At 64.3% G+C, this 15,117-nt stretch carries 18 protein-coding genes; 6 read left to right on the top strand and 12 right to left on the bottom strand.

The genetic code is table 11. The annotated features are described in order from the left end of the window. Position 1: 1 nt before the first annotated feature. Together AC3A6X_RS29780 and AC3A6X_RS29775 are read left to right on the top strand one after the other, a co-directional pair. Positions 2-868 carry an MBL fold metallo-hydrolase gene (locus AC3A6X_RS29780; protein ID WP_487845546.1) on the top strand — a complete coding sequence of 289 codons (867 nt, stop codon included), beginning with the start codon at positions 2-4 and terminating at the stop codon, positions 866-868. Positions 869-939: 71 nt separating this feature from the next. Next, the gene (locus tag AC3A6X_RS29775; RefSeq protein WP_487845545.1) at positions 940-1,767 is read left to right on the top strand and encodes a sulfurtransferase; all 828 of its coding nucleotides are present in this window, start codon (positions 940-942) and stop codon (positions 1,765-1,767) included. 220 nt (positions 1,768-1,987) lie between these two features. Here AC3A6X_RS29775 and AC3A6X_RS29770 read toward each other — a convergent pair whose 3' ends face one another. From AC3A6X_RS29770 to AC3A6X_RS29715, 12 genes are all read right to left on the bottom strand, one after another. Further along, positions 1,988-2,683: an ABC transporter ATP-binding protein gene (locus AC3A6X_RS29770; protein WP_487845544.1), complete on the bottom strand. Its 696-nt coding sequence runs from the start codon at positions 2,681-2,683 to the stop codon at positions 1,988-1,990. Then, entirely contained in the window at positions 2,676-3,479 is an 804-nt protein-coding gene (locus tag AC3A6X_RS29765; protein WP_487845543.1) for an ABC transporter ATP-binding protein, read from the bottom strand. Before AC3A6X_RS29765 ends, AC3A6X_RS29770 begins: the two co-directional genes overlap by 8 nt. Beyond that, positions 3,476-4,462, bottom strand: coding sequence for a branched-chain amino acid ABC transporter permease (locus AC3A6X_RS29760; protein WP_487845542.1), 987 nt, complete (start codon positions 4,460-4,462; stop codon positions 3,476-3,478). The genes AC3A6X_RS29765 and AC3A6X_RS29760 overlap by 4 nt, the downstream gene beginning before the upstream one ends. Before the next feature lies 1 nt (position 4,463). Next, the gene (locus tag AC3A6X_RS29755; RefSeq protein WP_487845541.1) at positions 4,464-5,342 is read right to left on the bottom strand and encodes a branched-chain amino acid ABC transporter permease; all 879 of its coding nucleotides are present in this window, start codon (positions 5,340-5,342) and stop codon (positions 4,464-4,466) included. A 9-nt stretch (positions 5,343-5,351) separates the two neighbouring features. Next, on the bottom strand, positions 5,352-6,521 hold the full coding sequence (locus AC3A6X_RS29750; protein ID WP_487845540.1) for an ABC transporter substrate-binding protein: 1,170 nt from the start codon (positions 6,519-6,521) through the stop codon (positions 5,352-5,354). A gap of 43 nt (positions 6,522-6,564) precedes the next feature. Then, positions 6,565-7,347 (bottom strand): SDR family oxidoreductase, encoded by a 783-nt coding sequence (locus tag AC3A6X_RS29745; RefSeq protein WP_487845539.1) that lies wholly within the window; start codon positions 7,345-7,347, stop codon positions 6,565-6,567. Between the two features lie 70 nt (positions 7,348-7,417). Next, positions 7,418-8,977 carry a class I adenylate-forming enzyme family protein gene (locus AC3A6X_RS29740; RefSeq protein WP_487845538.1) on the bottom strand — a complete coding sequence of 520 codons (1,560 nt, stop codon included), beginning with the start codon at positions 8,975-8,977 and terminating at the stop codon, positions 7,418-7,420. 48 nt (positions 8,978-9,025) lie between these two features. Continuing rightward, a complete protein-coding gene (locus tag AC3A6X_RS29735) occupies positions 9,026-9,199 on the bottom strand; it encodes a zinc finger domain-containing protein (RefSeq protein ID WP_487845537.1) in 174 nt (57 codons plus the stop codon). Then, entirely contained in the window at positions 9,196-9,966 is a 771-nt protein-coding gene (locus AC3A6X_RS29730; protein ID WP_487845536.1) for a Phenylacetic acid catabolic protein, read from the bottom strand. Before AC3A6X_RS29730 ends, AC3A6X_RS29735 begins: the two co-directional genes overlap by 4 nt. Beyond that, positions 9,966-10,238, bottom strand: a complete 273-nt coding sequence (locus AC3A6X_RS29725; RefSeq protein WP_487845535.1) for a phenylacetic acid degradation b — start codon at positions 10,236-10,238, stop codon at positions 9,966-9,968. Before AC3A6X_RS29725 ends, AC3A6X_RS29730 begins: the two co-directional genes overlap by 1 nt. Then, positions 10,235-10,549, bottom strand: coding sequence for a metal-sulfur cluster assembly factor (locus tag AC3A6X_RS29720; RefSeq protein ID WP_487845534.1), 315 nt, complete (start codon positions 10,547-10,549; stop codon positions 10,235-10,237). Before AC3A6X_RS29720 ends, AC3A6X_RS29725 begins: the two co-directional genes overlap by 4 nt. After that, on the bottom strand, positions 10,543-11,505 hold the full coding sequence (locus tag AC3A6X_RS29715; RefSeq protein WP_487845533.1) for a 1,2-phenylacetyl-CoA epoxidase subunit PaaC: 963 nt from the start codon (positions 11,503-11,505) through the stop codon (positions 10,543-10,545). The genes AC3A6X_RS29720 and AC3A6X_RS29715 overlap by 7 nt, the downstream gene beginning before the upstream one ends. A 190-nt stretch (positions 11,506-11,695) precedes the next feature. Here AC3A6X_RS29715 and AC3A6X_RS29710 point away from each other — a divergent pair, with 190 nt between their 5' ends. The 4 genes from AC3A6X_RS29710 to AC3A6X_RS29695 all read left to right on the top strand — a co-directional run bounded on the left by AC3A6X_RS29710 (position 11,696) and on the right by AC3A6X_RS29695 (position 15,058). Continuing rightward, the gene (locus AC3A6X_RS29710) at positions 11,696-12,289 is read left to right on the top strand and encodes a DsbA family protein (protein WP_487845532.1); all 594 of its coding nucleotides are present in this window, start codon (positions 11,696-11,698) and stop codon (positions 12,287-12,289) included. A 57-nt stretch (positions 12,290-12,346) separates the two neighbouring features. Further along, positions 12,347-13,054 carry an SDR family NAD(P)-dependent oxidoreductase gene (locus AC3A6X_RS29705; RefSeq protein ID WP_487845531.1) on the top strand — a complete coding sequence of 236 codons (708 nt, stop codon included), beginning with the start codon at positions 12,347-12,349 and terminating at the stop codon, positions 13,052-13,054. 11 nt (positions 13,055-13,065) lie between these two features. Continuing rightward, a complete protein-coding gene (locus AC3A6X_RS29700) occupies positions 13,066-14,253 on the top strand; it encodes a saccharopine dehydrogenase family protein (RefSeq protein WP_487845530.1) in 1,188 nt (395 codons plus the stop codon). A 70-nt stretch (positions 14,254-14,323) separates the two neighbouring features. Continuing rightward, positions 14,324-15,058, top strand: coding sequence for a TetR/AcrR family transcriptional regulator (locus tag AC3A6X_RS29695; protein ID WP_487845529.1), 735 nt, complete (start codon positions 14,324-14,326; stop codon positions 15,056-15,058). The last annotated feature ends 59 nt before the right edge of the window (positions 15,059-15,117 follow it).

Below are 15,117 nucleotides of genomic sequence, written 5' to 3'. Positions count from 1 at the left end.
CATGCGGCTGAACATCGCGCACTGGTTCGATGCTGCATCAGGCAGCTTCTCCTACCTGGTGGACGACGGCCAAGGCAATTGCGCCGTGATCGACTCCGTCCTCGGCTACGACCTGATCTCGGGCCGTACCGATACGAATTGCCTGAACCCCATCGCCGACGCGGTGCGCACACGCGGCGGGCGGCTCCAGTGGCTGCTCGAAACGCACGTCCACGCGGACCATCTAAGTGCTGCCCAGGTGTTCAAGGGGACATTCGGGGGGCGAGTGGCGGCAGGCAGCGGCGTGCGCGAGGTGCATGCGCATTTCGCGCGAATTTTCGATTGGCAGCACGTCGAAGCGACTGCGTTCGACCGGTTGTTCGCGGACGGTGAGACCTTCGCGATCGGGGCGCTGCAGGCTCGGGTGCTTCATGTACCCGGGCACACGCCCGCAGATGTGGCCTACCTCATCGACGACCCCCAAGGCGGGCCGTCGGCATTGTTCGTGGGTGATACCCTGTTCGCCCCGGACCTCGGCACCGCGCGCTGCGATTTTCCCGGCGGGAATGCCGACACCTTGTACAAATCGGTCCGGCGGCTTCTGGCATTGCCGGCGGACACGCGCATGTACCTGTGCCACGACTACCCGCCGCGAACGCGTGCGCCGCTGCATCAGAGCACCGTGGCTGAGCAGCGCTCGCACAACGTTCACATGCACGAGGGCGTGGCGCCGGCGCAGTTCCGTGCGCTCCGCAGTCAGCGTGACGCCGAGCTCTCCCTGCCGCGGCTAATGGTGCCCGCGGTGCAGTTCAACCTCATGGCCGGCCGGGCGCCGCACACCTCATCCCAGGGTGTACCGTACCTGCGCGTCCCGCTCGATTCCTTCTGATCTGCTGCAGCGAGCGCAGCCAATCTCGGACTACCCCAGTCATGCTCTTTCAGACTCTGATCAGCCCTGCCATGCTCGCCGCCGAACTGCTGTCGGCCGCGCCCCCCGTCGTGCTGGATTGCAGCAGCGAGTTGTCCGACGCCTGCGCCGGCCTGCGCCAGTACGAGGCCGGCCACATTCCCGGTGCGCGGCATGTGTCCCTCCAGCAGGACCTGTCGGGGACGCCGACAGGCTGCAACGGCCGCAATCCGCTCCCCGATCCCGTCGTGTTCTGCCACGCCATGGCGGCGTTCGGCATCGACGACACCATGCAAGTGGTCGCCTACGACAACAGCGGCGGCCTGTATGCGGCACGCCTGTGGTGGATGCTGCGCTGGATCGGGCACGACGCCGTTGCAGTGCTCGACGGCGGACTGCCCGCCTGGCGGGCGGCAGGTCACGCCGTCACCCAAGAAGTGCCGCCGTCACCCGGCGCGGCATCGCTGCACTTGCGCACGCCGCTGGCGCGCAGCGTCTCGTACGAGGAAGTGCGAGGCAATTTGGCCTACCCGCAGTGGCTCGTGCTTGACGCCCGGGCGGCAGACCGCTTTCGCGGCGAGAACGAATTCCTTGAGACCCGGACGGGCCATATTCCAGGTGCGCGCAACCGCCCGTTCCGCGACAACCTGGATGCCGATGGCCGCTTCAAGGCGGCGGCACAGCTGCGCCAGGAGTTCTACCTCATCACGAACGGCCGATCGGGCGGCGCCCTCGTGAGCCAGTGCGGCTCGGGCGTGAGTGCCTGCCACAACCTGCTGGCCTTGGAGATCGCAGGGCTGCAGGGAGCGGCCCTCTATCCAGGTTCGTGGAGCGAATGGAGCACTCGGGCAGACGCACTTATCGCCAACGGCGACGCGTAGAGCTACGGATGCATGCGGACCAAAGGAACCTAGCGATGGCGCGAATGTGACTGAAAGTGGCGTTGCCCTAGAAGGCCACCGAGGACCGGTCCGTTGATGTTCGTCGTCTGAACGTTGAGTATTGGGTCAGTGTCGTGGGGCGGCCGCGATTCTTCCCGGCTGCTCACCTTCGGCGGCACATCGCGCGGCTGAGCGGGACTGGCATCAGCCAACACTCAGATCAGTGGGTCAATCCCATCAACGCCGCCAGCATCGGGCCCTCCTCGCTCATGTCCTCGGAAAGTCCTTCGAACACGCAGCGCCCGCGATCCATGACGAGGCAGCGCCGCGACAGTTCCAGAGCGATGTCCACGCGCTGTTCCACCAGCAGCAACGACAGCGAACCGCCCGCGACAATCTTTCGGATGGCAAGAGCGAGGTGTTCCACCACGATGGGCGCGAGTCCCTCGAAAGGCTCGTCAAGCAGCAGCACGCGCGGGTTGCCCAGGAGGGCGCGTGCCAGCGCGAGCATCTGCTGCTCGCCGCCTGACAGCTGCGTGCCGTAGCTGCCGAGCCTTTCGCCCAACCGCGGGAACAGCGCCAGCACGCGCGCGACGTCCCACGTGCCGGGCCGTGATGCGGTATCCAGATGTTCCTGGACCGTCAGGCTGGGAAAAACCTCTCTGGCCTGCGGCACGTAGCCGAGCCCGCTGCGTGCGCGCAGATGGATCGGCAGGCCACCCAGGTCGCGGCCGTCGAGCATGATCTGCCCGCTGCGCCGCCGGGCCCGACCAATGAGCAGCTCGAGCAGTGTGCTCTTGCCGACGCCGTTGCGCCCGATCAGAGCCACGGTTTCGCCAGCCTCGATCGCGAGGTCGAAGTCCTCGACGACCAGCGTTGGGCCCCACCCGCCTGTCAAGCCGCGGATCTCAAGCATGGGCCACCTGCTTTCGCTCGAAGCGGCGGCTGCCGGCGGCGCCGAGGTAGACTGCCTGGACTTCGGCGTGCGACATCACGTCCCTGGGAGTACCCGAGACCAGCAGCTCGCCCTGCACGAGCACCGAGACCTGCGTGGCGAAGCGGCGCACCATGTCCATGTCGTGTTCGATCATCAGCACCGCGATCTCCGCGGGCAGGCTCTCGATTGCGCCGATCAGCAGCCCCAGCTCGTTGCCCGGAATGCCCGCCGCAGGCTCATCCAGCAGAAGCACACGGGGCTGCATGGCCAGCGCGACGGCGATCTCCACCAGGCGCTGACGGCCATAGGCGATCTCGCTTACCTTGCGGTGCATGTCGTCGGCGAGCTTCAGATGCTCGACCAGGGCTTCGCAGCGTTCGAGCATGGCAGTCTCCTTGCCGGCGGGCCGCCACATCCTGAAGCTGGCCGACGCGCACTGGCTGACCGCAATGAAGACGTTCTCGAACACGGTCAGTCCGCTGAACAGACTGGAGATCTGGAACGTGCGCACCAGCCCGCGGCGGGTGCGCTGCGCGGCGCTGGCGCTGGTGAGGTCCTCGCCGAACAGCTCGAGCCGTCCCGCGTCCGGCTTGATCACACCAGTGAGCAGGTTCACCAGCGTGGTCTTGCCCGCGCCGTTGGGGCCGATCAGCGCGGTGCGTGCGCCGCGCGGCAAGGACAGGCTGACGTCGCGCGTGACCTCCAGGGCACCGAAGCATTTGCACAAGCCACTCGCACGCAGTGCCGGCACGGGCACCGAAACGACGCTGCTCACGGATTCACTCCCCGCGCGCGCAGCCGCTTCCACGTCTGCGATGCGATGCCCAGTATGCCGCCGCGGCCCAGCATCACGACGGAGATCAGCAGAATGCCGATCACCAGCATCCAGTAAAAGGGACTCCACTGCGAGGAGAAGTGCCGCAGCAGAATGTAGACCGGCGCGCCGACCAGCGCGCCGTGCAGCCCGCCCAGGCCACCCAGTACCGCCATGATCAGCACGTCGATGGACGTTTCCAGCGCCAGCACGCCCAGCCCGACGAAGGCGTTGGCCTGCGTGAACAGCGCGCCAGCCACGCCCGCGACGAACGCACTGATGGCGTAGGCCAGCGTGAGATGCGGCAGCACCGAGTTGCCGATCAGCCGCATGCGCGATGCGTTCTCCCGAATGCCTTGCAATGCCACACCGAAAGGAGAGCACACCACGCGCTTGAGCAGCAGGAAGATCACCACCAGCCAGCACAGCACGTAGATGTAGCTGGTCTTGCCGCCCAAGCCCCATTCGAAGAAGCCGAAGATGGGCGCGATCTGAATGCCGGACAAGCCGTCGTCACCGCCCGTGATGGCGGTGGCCTTGTGCGCCGCCTCGAACACCAGCACGCCCAGCGACAGCGTCACCATCAGCAGCGGCAAGCCGGTCAGCCGCAGTACGAAGGGCCCCATCAGCAGCGCTAGCAGCGCCGCGCAGAGCCCGGAGAGCAACGCCGCACTGACGGGCTCGGTCCAGCCGGCCAGGGAGAGCCATCCGGTCACATAAGCGCCCAGCCCGAAGAAGACGGCATGGCCGAAGCTCAGCACGCCGGAGAAGCCGAGCAGCAGGTCGAAGGACAGCACCAGCACCACCATGACCAGAACGGTGGTGCCCAGCGACAGGTAGTCCGGAAAGGCGAAGAAGCAGGCGATCGCCAGCGCGAGCCAGAGCAGTTCCCCTGGCCTGAGGCCGTGCCTGGAGAGAATGGAGTCTGCAGGAAGAGTGGGCATGTCAGGCAATCCGGGTTGTTTGTCGGCGCACAAAGAGTCCGTTGCGCCGCCAGACCATGAGGGTGATGAGCAGCAGGTAGACAAGGAAGGCGCCCATCTCGGGAAACAGGTAGCGTCCTGCCGTCTCGACGAGCCCGACGATCACCGCGACGCCGACCGACGCGCGGATGCGTCCCTGGCCGGCCAGCGCGACGATGACCAGCACGAGTACGAGGTACTTCAGCGGCCACATCGGCTCCATCGGCAGCATGGGTGCGGCGAGCGCGCCACCCAACGCCGCCAGACCTGATCCGAGCGCAAACACAGCCGAGAACAGCAGGGGCACATTGACGCCCATCGCCTGCGCAATGCCGGGGTTATCGACGGCCGCGCGCAGCTTGGCACCAATGCCGGTGCGCTCGAAGACCCACCACAGAGCGCCGATCACGCACAGGCAGATGGCCGAGGCCACCATACGATAGACCTCGAAGTCGCGAAACCCCAGGTCCACGTTGCCCTTGAGTGCTGGCGGCAGGTTGATGCTGAGGACGTTCGGGCCGAACAGCATCGTCAGCATTGCAATCACCACGAAGTTGACGCCGACAGTGACCAGCACCTGGTCGAGTTCGCTGCGGCGGTAAAGGTGCACGTACAGCAGCCTCTCAGCGAGCACGCCGAAGGCGGTCACGCCGAGCACGGCAGCCGGCAGCGCGAGGGCATAGGGCCAACCTGCCATCTGCATCAGGCCGATGGTCAGATAGCCGCCGATCGCCGCGAAGGCGCCGTGGGCCATGTTGACCACCCGCATCAGGCCCATGGTGACGACCAAGCCAAGCGCGATGAGACACAGCACCAGCCCGAAGGAAACACCGTAGAGCAGGATGAATGCAAAAGCTTGCATGGCGCTGGGCTACTTTAGCGGCGGGGGCTGCACCTGCGTCCAGGTCTTCAGTACCTTGTTGAGCTTCTGACCGTCGGGTCCCTTAACCACCTCGCGCAGGTAGAAGTTCTGTGTGAGCTCGCGCGTGCGCGCGTCTATGGTGACCGGCCCGCGCGGGCTGTCGAAGCTATAACCCCCCACCGATTTGATGGCCGCCTCGCCGTCGAATGGCCGGCCGGCCTGCTCGCCTAGCATCTTGTAGGCCACATGCATGCTGTCGAAGGCGCCGATGTTAGACGGGTTGGGCCTGGCGGTGGGCCCCACGTTCTTGGCGAGCCATTGCGCCAGCGCCTGGTTCTGCGCGTTGCGCGCGTTGGCGTCGATGTAAATCACGCTGCGAAAGCCGATGATCGAATCGTCGAACAGCGGCAGGTCGCTGTCCTCCGCCTCGCCCTGTCCGATGATCATGATCTTTTGCGTAAGCCCCCGGGCGGCCAGCGCCTTGCTGAAACCGACCGCCACCGAGCCGGGCGGCAGGAAGAGCTGCAGGACGTCGGGGTTCGCGTTGGCGATGCGCTCGGCGAAGGGGGCGAAGTCGGCCGTGTTGAGCGGGATCCGCACGTTGCCCACCATCTGCCCGCCAGCGGCCGTGAATCGGGCGGAGAAGGACTGTTCGACGATGTGGCCAGGCCCGTAGTCCGCCACCGCGACATAGCCGCGCGCCTTGCCCTGCTCCCGTGCGTAGGAGGCCGCGAGTTCCGCTGGCACGTTGATCGAAAACCCCATGCGCAGCAAGTAAGGCGACATCTTCATCAATCCAGGCGTCGCGGCCTGCGTGATGAACAGCGGCGTCTTCGACGCATTGGCGACCGGCGCCGCCGCGGCGACTTCCGGACTGAGGTAGAAGCCGCCCAGCATCGCCACCTTGTCCTTGACGACCAGCTCCTCTGCCAAGCGCTTTGCCAAGGTGGGATCGGCGCCAGCACTGTCCCGATAGATCATCTCGACCTTTCGCCCACCCACGGTGTCGCCGTGGATGGCCATGTAGGCCTCGACGCCGTGCCGAAACGATTGCCCGATGACGGCGAAGGGGCCGGTGTACGGTGCCACAAGGCCGATCTTTATCGGCTCCTGCGCAGCAGCCACGATGGAAAGGGCGCTTCCCAGCACTGCAAGCGCGAGTAAAAGTAGTCGTTTCATTGCCTGGTCTCCTGTCGTCTCTCGTTGTGAATGATTCAAGGGCCTACATCGCCATCACGCCCCCATCGACCGCGAGGACCTGTCCGGTGATGTGCTTGCCAGCGGCGCTGCAAAAGAGGAGCGCAGCACCCTTCAGGTCGTCGCCGTCGCCGATGCGGCGAAGCGGCACGTCGGCGGTGAGCTTGTCCAGGCCGGTCTCGTCGATCAGGCCCTTGGTCATCTTCGACATGAAGTAGCCGGGCGCGAGCGCATTCACGTTGATGCCGTACCTACCCCATTCGCTCGCGAGCGCGCGGGTCATGTTGATTACAGCGGCCTTGCTGGTGTTGTAGGCCAGCGTGGCCGTCGCATCGGGGTGGTTGCCGCGCAGACCGGCGATCGAGGCGATGTTGAGGATCTTGCCGCCGCCGACGGGGATCATCGACAGGTTGCCGATCTGCTGCGTCAGGTAGAAGGTCGCGCGGACGTTCAAGTTCATGAGCTTGTCCCAGGCCTCCAACGAATGCTCGGCTGTGGGGGCCCCCCACGTCGCGCCGGCATTGTTCACGAGGATGTCGATTCGGCCTGCCTTGGCCACCGCCTTGCGGGCGAGGCGCTCGATCTCCTCGCTCTTCTGCGAGTCGGCGGCGAACCAGTCTGACGCAATGCCAAGGCTGGACAGGCGGCGCTGCGCCGCTTCGAGCTCGTCGGGCTTGCGCGCCGAGAGGATCACCCTCGCGCCCTGCTCGCCGAGAGCTTCCGCGATCTGCAGTCCCAGGCCGCGCGAGCCCCCGGTGATCAGGGCCGTTTTGCCGCGCAGGTCGAATGCTTGCCTGATGGTCGCCATGGAGATTGTTTCGTTGGTGCGGTTGCTCGCCGCCGGTTGGAAAAAAGAAGTGGGCTGCCGGTCAGAAAGCTCAGGTCATTTGCTGAAGGAGCTGCTTGAGCACGTCCTTCTTGACCTTGCCGAACGAGTTCCTGGGCAGCGAGGGTACGAAGATGATTTCCTTCGGGTGCTTGTAGGAAGCCAGGCGGGCGCAGGCCGTCCGTACGCTGGCCAGCGTAGGGCGCTCCTCACCGCGCGCAACGACGAACGCAACGACGCTCTCGCCCCACTGCTCGTCCTTGCGTCCTACCACGGCCACTTCGGCGACGAGGGGATGCAGGATGACGGCCGCCTCGACCTCGGCGCTGTAGATGTTCTCGCCGCCCGACAGGATCATGTCCTTGCGCCGGTCCAGGATCGTCAGCGAGCCGCACGCGTCGATGCGGCCGATGTCGCCGGTGCGATACCAGTCGATGCCATCAATGCGAATTCTTGCCGCTTCCGTCGCATCGGGATTGTTCAGATAGTGGCTGAAGGCGAGCGGGCCGCGCGCGAGGATCTCGCCGGTCTCCCCCTGCGGCAGTACGCCGCGCGCATCGTTGTGGATGCGGATCTGCACGGTCGGAACCGGGGCGCCCACGCAACCGTCGTAGTCCGTGTCTGCGGAAGTCCGATGCGCGGCGATCATCAGCATCTCGGTGATGCCATAACAGTTGATCACGCCGCGCTTCAGATTGAAGACGTGGCGCACCTCGGCCTCCAGCGCTGGCGGCATGGGCGCCGAGGCGCTGACCCAATGCGCAAGATGCGGCAACTCGCAGGCTCGCCCCTTGGCTTCCTGGATCAGCATCCGGGCCATGGTCGGCACGATGAAGGCGATATTGATTTCGTGACGAAGGAGCGCGTCGAGTGTGTCGGCCGCACTGAAGCGAGATTGAAGATAGTGCGTTCCACCCACCATGGTGACGGCCAGTCCGATGTTTTCGGCGGCTCCGCGGTGGAACATCGGCGCGACCGCGAGACACTTGGCGTCGCGTCCGATTCCAATTGCCGCTGCGCTGGCATGTGCGGAGGCAATGGCCGCGCGATGCCGCACCACGGCGCCCTTCGGATGCCCTTCCGTTCCGGACGTGAACCATATCCCGCTGACGTGATTGGCGGTGATCGCAAGATCGGCGAACACCGCCGACTCGGTCGGCTCATTCAGCGCTTCAACGAATGAAAGCGCTGGAGGCGAGGGCTCGGCGGCGCCGGCCTGGATTCTCAACAGTTCTTGTCCGGTGAGTTCCAGCGCTTGCGCAACGATCTGCGCAAACCATTCATCGTAGATGATCACCTTGGCGTTCGAAGCTTGGAGCTGATGTGCAAGTTCGGCGGCGGACAACCTGTAGTTCAGAGACACGACAACGGCTCCGATGCGCGTTATGGCGTGATACGAAATCAACAGCTCCCGCTGGTTCCACAGCAGGTAGGCAACGCTTTCACCGGTGCCGATGTCGGCGCGCAGGAGAAATCCCGCGAGCGCATCGACCTGCGCATCGAGCGCGCGGTACGTCAGCATGCCGCGGTCGTCGACAATGGCCACTTTGTCGGCGCATGCGCTTGCCGTCGCCCTGAGCACATCCGAAAGAGTCGCGGGTTCGTCAAACATTTCTCGTCTCCAGATTCTTGCCTTTTTTACGGGTCGCACCACGGAGCGCTAACGCCACTTCACCCAATGAAAGAAGCTCTTGCAGGTGTCGCAGCGGAACAGGCACTCTGACACGCTGCCCCCGAAGAGTGAGATCAACGTCACAGCCGCACTCTGGCAATGCGTGCACCGGACGTCCCGTGCGGTCTCGGGGAGTTGGGCCAGTGGCGATTCGGGCTTCACGGCATTGCCAGTTCGGTGTGCTTGAAGCGGATCAGCTCGAACAGCCTCGCAGGCAGCCCCTCGCGCGAGGCCCGCATGCTCTGGGGCTGCCAGTGCTCAATGGCGGGAGCCGACAGGTCAAGCGAGAAGCCGCATGCGGCGGCATCGTTGCGGGCATCGTTCAGGAACTGGGCGCGAAGTTGCCGGCGCGACACGACACGCCGGCCGGCCGAGAACAGCACATCTTCGGCGGCATCGGGGCCCCACCATTGCAGCATCTGTCCCCACCGTGCAGCTGCGGACTGCTCCAGTTCCTGCGGGCGGCTCGACGCCAGGACCTTGAGCCAACCCTGCAGGTAGCTGAAGTGGAAGTCGGTCTCAGCGCCGATCTTGACCGCGACGCCTGCCAGTTCGGACTCTGCCCGGTCTTGCGCATAGGCCGTCAGCAGGGTCGCCATGGCGCGTTCGACCAGGTAGGTCGACAAGATCAGGTCCGCCCATGACGCGGGCGGCTTGTCCAGGAGGTCGGACGAACGAATCTCGTCGGCGGCGCGGTTCCACTCGGCATCGGCGCGCGTCAGCCCGAACCTGGACAGATAGCCGTATAGCGCGCGGGCATGGCCGTAATGGGCCTGCATCATTCCGCAGATCGCATTCCAGTCGCCGATGGCACGGCCATTGGCGATGGTGATCATGTGCCATCCCCCCAGCACCAGCTTGGTGTCGGCGAGGCAGAGGATTTCGTCGCAGGCGGCCAGGTCGGCCACGCTCAGTTCCAGTTTGAACATCACACTTCCTTGATCTTCTTGCGGCCATCGGTCTCTGTCAGCGAAATGATGGCGGTGGTCGGGACGATGCAGAACTCCTGCCATTTCTGCTCCGTATAGACGAACCAGGCGCGCGCCTTGGCGAGGTCCAGATTCGGCGCCTCGACGGAACCGATGTGCGTCAAGGGCGTGCGCGAATCGACGCGGGCGAACACTTCGTAATAGATGGGTTCGTGCGAACCAAGTTCGACCATCCTGTCGATCGTCTTGGTGCATGTGGCTGCCGTTGTCATATCTGCACTCCGTAACTGCGCATGTAAATTCGGGTGCGGTCGTCAACCATATCGGCCGTCCAGCGGTGATGCCATCCTTCCCGCACGTGGATGGCCGACGCACCGGGGATTGCCATCACTGCCTGCGTGATCTGTTCCTTGAGCATCGACACGCCCGGGCACGACAGGCACGGGATTCCCAGTTCCACCGTGACCTCGCCCGCGGGCGTGATCTCGATGCCGCGTAGCATGGCCATGCGCTCCAGGCTGACCGGCACGTGCGGATCGTTCACGTGGCTCAGCGCCAGTCGCACTTGGGCTTCGGTCACCATAGATCGGTTCCCCACAGTTCCTGCTGGATGCGGCTCAGGCCCGGCACCTTGAACGGACCGCCGCGCTTCCATTGATCGAGCTTTTCCCTCCAGGTGACCTTCCTGAAGTCCCAGTTGCCGGTTTCCTCGTCGATGAGGATCGGCAGCTCGTAGTCGAGGACATAGTGGCCCGTGGCGGTGTCCAGGTGCGCAGGGACCCTCAATCCCACCTCCTCGCAGAACGGGACGATGCCATCGAGGAATTTCTGGCGCAGGCCGTCGTTGCTGAGACCCCGGATTCGGTAGTGAATCTGGTCAGTGCGAGACTTGACGTCATCGGTGGCCCCGAACCATTCGACACCCAGCGGAAAAAAGAAGTCGATGGACTTCTGTACCCGCGCGCGGATCTCGGGGCCCAGCGTCATGTAGTGCCGGATGCAGTGCTCGCCGCGCTTGACGTGGAACTGCTCTTCGAAGTTGACCTTGCGCAGCGATCGGCTGTATGGGCCGAACGAGCAGTGCTGCTCGAGATCGAGCGTCGTGATGTAGCCAGCGCGGTCGCCTGTAATGTGGGCGACCGCCATGTCGATCGGGTCGTGCATCCGCCATTCGAGAATGGAGAAGGTCTTGAATTCACGAGGGTCGCGCTCGAAGATGCGCCGATAGGCGTCGTAGCCGAACTCGCCAAGCATACGGAACATGACCTGCGCGTGTCCCATCTCGTCCTGCAGCGCCGCCGCTACCGCGATGCGGTCGCTGATGGAGGGCGCAAACAGCATGGCGTCCAAGTCCAACGGCAGCGTCATGATCTCCAGGTCCGCTGCGATCAACATCGTCTGCGTGAGGACGTCGCGATAGCGGGGCGTCATCTCCGTCTGGTCTTCGAGGATCAGCCCCTCTCTGATCCTTTGCTGCAAGTCGTCCTCAGCGTTCTGAGCATCCGGTGCGGACGCTTTGTGCTCGATTACTGCGTTCATCTCTGTTCTCCGTTGCCGGTCGGTTGGAGCCTCATCACCGTGCCCGAGGCTGCTTGACGTCCCAATGGCGACTTGACAAGGCGTCCGCCGCACGATCAGAATTAGGATACTGGCCGGTCAGTTTGTCAATAGGGTCAGTCCGACGCGTGATCGAAATCGCCTTTCCGACAAGGCACCAAGGAGCAAATCTGTGAGCAAGACCCTCGAGTTCTTCTTCGACTTCGGCAGCCCCTACGGGTATCTGGCGAACACCCAGCTGCCCCTGATCGCGGCCCGCACCGGGGCCGACATCGTCTATCGCCCCGTGGGCATCCTGCGGCTGATGGAGCTGGCGGGAAATCGTCCCACCACGCTGGAATGCGCCAACAAGCGCCGACACGCGCCAGTGGACTTCAAGCGTTGGGCCAAGCTCTACGACGTGGGCATGGCGCGCAACGTCTACCTGAAGGACATGCCGCTCGAACCGTTACTGCGCGGCGTGCTCGTGGCCAACCAACTCGGCGTGGCGGGCGCCTACGTGTCGGCCGTATTCAAGGGCATTTACGCGGACGGCCTCGATCTCGGCAGCCCAGAGGTCTTCGTCCAGGTGCTGGGCGCGGCCGGCCTCCAGGGCGAGGCCATGCTGGCGGGCCGCGATGCAGATGGGCTCGCGGCCGAGATCTCACGCCGCACCGAGGAAGCCGTGGAGCGCGGCCTGTTCGGCGTGCCCTCCTTCATCGTCGACGACCAGCTCTACTTCGGCAACGACCGCCTCCAGTTCGTTGAGCTCGCGCTCGCAGCCTGAGCCGCCGATGCTGCTCTCCCCCCTTCCCATTGCTTGTTCTGAATTCCAGGAGAAAACATGACAAAGAAGATCGCCGTCATCACAGGCGTCGGATCGTCGGTCGGGACCGGCGCTGCGCTCGCCCGGCGTTTCACCGAGGGCGGTTACCAGGTGGCGATGCTGGCGCGCAACGCCGACCGGCTGAAAAAGCACGAGCAAAACTATCCGGATGCGCACGCCTTCGCCTGCGACGTCAGCGACGAGGCACAGGTCAATCGCGCCATTGCGGGAATCAAGGAGCGCCTCGGCTCCCCCTCGGTACTGATCCACAACGCCGTCGGTGGCACGATCGGCTCGTTCCTGGATGTGGATCCCGAGGTCATGCTCAACAACTTCCGGGTCAACGCCATGGGGCTGCTGTACCTGTCCCGGGCGGTGGCACCCGACATGGTGGAGGCGGGGAACGGCACCATCGTGGCCACCGGCAATACCTCGGCCTTCCGCGGCAAGCCGAACTTCGCAGCCTTCGCGCCAACCAAGGCGGCCCAGCGCATCCTGGCGGAATCGATGGCCCGAGAACTCAATCCCAAGGGCATCCACGTCAGCTACCTGATGATCGACGCCGTCATCAACGTTCCGTGGACGCGCGGGCTCTTTGCCGATAAGCCCGACAGCTTCTTCATCGAGCCCTCGACGGTCGCGCAGGAGATCTGGCATCTGGTGCACCAGGGCCGCAACGGGTGGTCCTTCAACGCCGAGATCCGCCCGTTCGGCGAGCCGTGGTGAGGGCGCGTGCGATGAAGGACAAGAACGTCGAATTCGACATCATCATTTACGGCGCGAGCGGCTTCACCGGGACGCTGGTCGCCGAGTACCTCTCGCAGCGCTATGGCGCGCTAGGTGAACTGCGCTGGGCCCTTGCGGGGCGTAACCTCGCCAAGCTGGCCGCGGTCCGCGATCAACTTGGTCTGCCGCAGGCACATCCACTCATCCGCGCCGATGCCGACGACATTGACGCGCTGCGGGACATGGCAGGGCGTACCCACTGCGTGATCTCGACGGTCGGTCCGTTCCAGCTCTACGGCTCCCGGTTGGTCGAGACCTGCGCGGTGTTGGGGGTCGACTACGTCGATCTATGCGGCGAGGTTCCCTGGATGAGGGAGATGATCCTTGCCCACGAGGAAACGGCCCGCGCCTCCGGCGCCCGCATCGTGTTCTCGTGCGGCTTCGATTCGCTGCCTTTCGAAATGGGTGTGTATCACCACCAAATGGTGGCCAGGGGGAGGTTCGGCAAGACCGCAGACCGCGTCAAGGCCCGCATTCGCACAATGAATGGGACATTCTCCGGCGGCACGGCGGAGAGCTTCAGGGCGACCAATTCCGCCGTGGCCGCGAACAGGTCGATCGTCGACGTTCTCAAAAACCCCTTCGCTCTGACACCCGGCTTCGAAGGACCGAGGCAACCCAGCGGCATGAAGATCGAATTCGACGCCGACGTGAACGCCTGGGTGGCACCCTTCCTGATGTCGCCGATCAACACGCGCAATGTCCATCGCTCCAATGCGCTGATGGGCCACCCGTATGGGACGGGCTTCGTCTACGAAGAAATGCGCATCGGCGGCGCCGGTCCCGCGGGGGAGGAAGCGTCGGCGCTGATCGCCGCCGAAGGCGCGGAACTGGCCGGGGAGGACGGCCCTGTGCCGGGCCAGGGGCCATCCAAGGCGGCGCGCGAGGCGGGCTCCTTCGATATCCTGTTCATCGGTTTCATGGAGGGGACGGAAGTGCTTCGGACCGCCGTGCGCGGGAGACGGGACCCTGGCTATGACACCACGTCCCGGATGATCGTGGAGTGCGCCACGCTGCTGCTGCAGTCGCCGCAGGTGCGCCCCGGGATCTGGACGCCCGCGGCTGCGCTGAAGGAAACGCTGCTCGAACGGCTTCACTCCGAAGAGGTGGGGCTCTCGTTCGAAGTCGAGGCTACATGACATAAACTTGCCTGGTTCGTTCGCTCAACTAAGTGGCAACGCCACCAGGTGTTTACGCTTCCAACCGGCAATGGCCCGCATCTCCAACCAAGAACATCGTGAGACAAGCATTGCAGCAGTTCTTGCTGCCGCAGAGTACCTGTTCGTGACGCGCGGCTACAACGGCACCACAACGGCAGAGATCGGAAAGCTGGCCGGCCTCACCAAAGGAGCTGTCTACTTCTATTTCCCGGACAAGGAAAGCATCCTGCTGGAACTCTTGAGCGGTGTGCGGCAAGCGCTGATGGTTCCCATGCGCGGGCTGCTGAAGAACAAGGGTCGCACTCCGGCACAGCGGATCGCAGAGTTTCTCCAGTATGGCGGAAGACTGGCTGCAGAGTCTCCGGGATCAATGCTCCTGCCGATCGTTGTCTCGATCGAATTTGCAGGTACCAATTCGACCGCTGAGCAGCGCGTCAAAGCGGGATACAAAAAAGTAGCCGAAGAGGTGCAGCGTGTCCTGGAGGAAGGTCAGAGAAGTGGCGAGATCCGCTCTGATCTGGGCGCCGACGCGATGGCTCGCGCATTGATCGCAACGAACGACGGGCTGATGCTGGAATGTCTGCGCAACGATTTGGAGATCCAGGTCGAAACCCTTGTGGCAACACTTAACGGCATCGTCCAGATTGGCATAAGTCATCAGACTTCAAAGCAAAAATGCCGGAGACCTCCTTCCGGGACAGAGAAGCCCATTCGTGTCATTGACGTTCTCAGAAGCCGTCTCCCAAAGCCGCGAAAGGCGCTAGTTGACACTGGCAACTCCTAAGCGAGACGCTGAAGAATGTCGTCGCTGCAGGCTCAGGTGTGACCTCGGGCTCGGGATCG

The organism is Variovorax sp. Soil_C_12, from assembly GCF_057657375.1.
The sequence above is the reverse complement of the archived record's forward strand: the minus strand, read 5'-3'. Positions and strand labels throughout refer to the sequence as shown.

Excerpts from the sequence above, each read along its gene's own strand:
- AC3A6X_RS29780 (WP_487845546.1), top strand. The coding sequence starts at position 2 with ATGCGGCTGAACATCGCGCACTGGTTCGATGCTGCATCAGGCAGCTTC.
- AC3A6X_RS29775 (WP_487845545.1), top strand. The coding sequence starts at position 940 with ATGCTCGCCGCCGAACTGCTGTCGGCCGCGCCCCCCGTCGTGCTGGAT.
- AC3A6X_RS29770 (WP_487845544.1), bottom strand. The coding sequence starts at position 2,683 with ATGCTTGAGATCCGCGGCTTGACAGGCGGGTGGGGCCCAACGCTGGTC.
- AC3A6X_RS29760 (WP_487845542.1), bottom strand. The coding sequence starts at position 4,462 with ATGCCCACTCTTCCTGCAGACTCCATTCTCTCCAGGCACGGCCTCAGG.
- AC3A6X_RS29755 (WP_487845541.1), bottom strand. The coding sequence starts at position 5,342 with ATGCAAGCTTTTGCATTCATCCTGCTCTACGGTGTTTCCTTCGGGCTG.
- AC3A6X_RS29750 (WP_487845540.1), bottom strand. The coding sequence starts at position 6,521 with ATGAAACGACTACTTTTACTCGCGCTTGCAGTGCTGGGAAGCGCCCTT.
- AC3A6X_RS29745 (WP_487845539.1), bottom strand. The coding sequence starts at position 7,347 with ATGGCGACCATCAGGCAAGCATTCGACCTGCGCGGCAAAACGGCCCTG.
- AC3A6X_RS29740 (WP_487845538.1), bottom strand. The coding sequence starts at position 8,977 with ATGTTTGACGAACCCGCGACTCTTTCGGATGTGCTCAGGGCGACGGCA.
- AC3A6X_RS29730 (WP_487845536.1), bottom strand. The coding sequence starts at position 9,966 with ATGTTCAAACTGGAACTGAGCGTGGCCGACCTGGCCGCCTGCGACGAA.
- AC3A6X_RS29725 (WP_487845535.1), bottom strand. The coding sequence starts at position 10,238 with ATGACAACGGCAGCCACATGCACCAAGACGATCGACAGGATGGTCGAA.
- AC3A6X_RS29720 (WP_487845534.1), bottom strand. The coding sequence starts at position 10,549 with ATGGTGACCGAAGCCCAAGTGCGACTGGCGCTGAGCCACGTGAACGAT.
- AC3A6X_RS29715 (WP_487845533.1), bottom strand. The coding sequence starts at position 11,505 with ATGAACGCAGTAATCGAGCACAAAGCGTCCGCACCGGATGCTCAGAAC.
- AC3A6X_RS29705 (WP_487845531.1), top strand. The coding sequence starts at position 12,347 with ATGACAAAGAAGATCGCCGTCATCACAGGCGTCGGATCGTCGGTCGGG.
- AC3A6X_RS29700 (WP_487845530.1), top strand. The coding sequence starts at position 13,066 with ATGAAGGACAAGAACGTCGAATTCGACATCATCATTTACGGCGCGAGC.
- AC3A6X_RS29695 (WP_487845529.1), top strand. The coding sequence starts at position 14,324 with ATGGCCCGCATCTCCAACCAAGAACATCGTGAGACAAGCATTGCAGCA.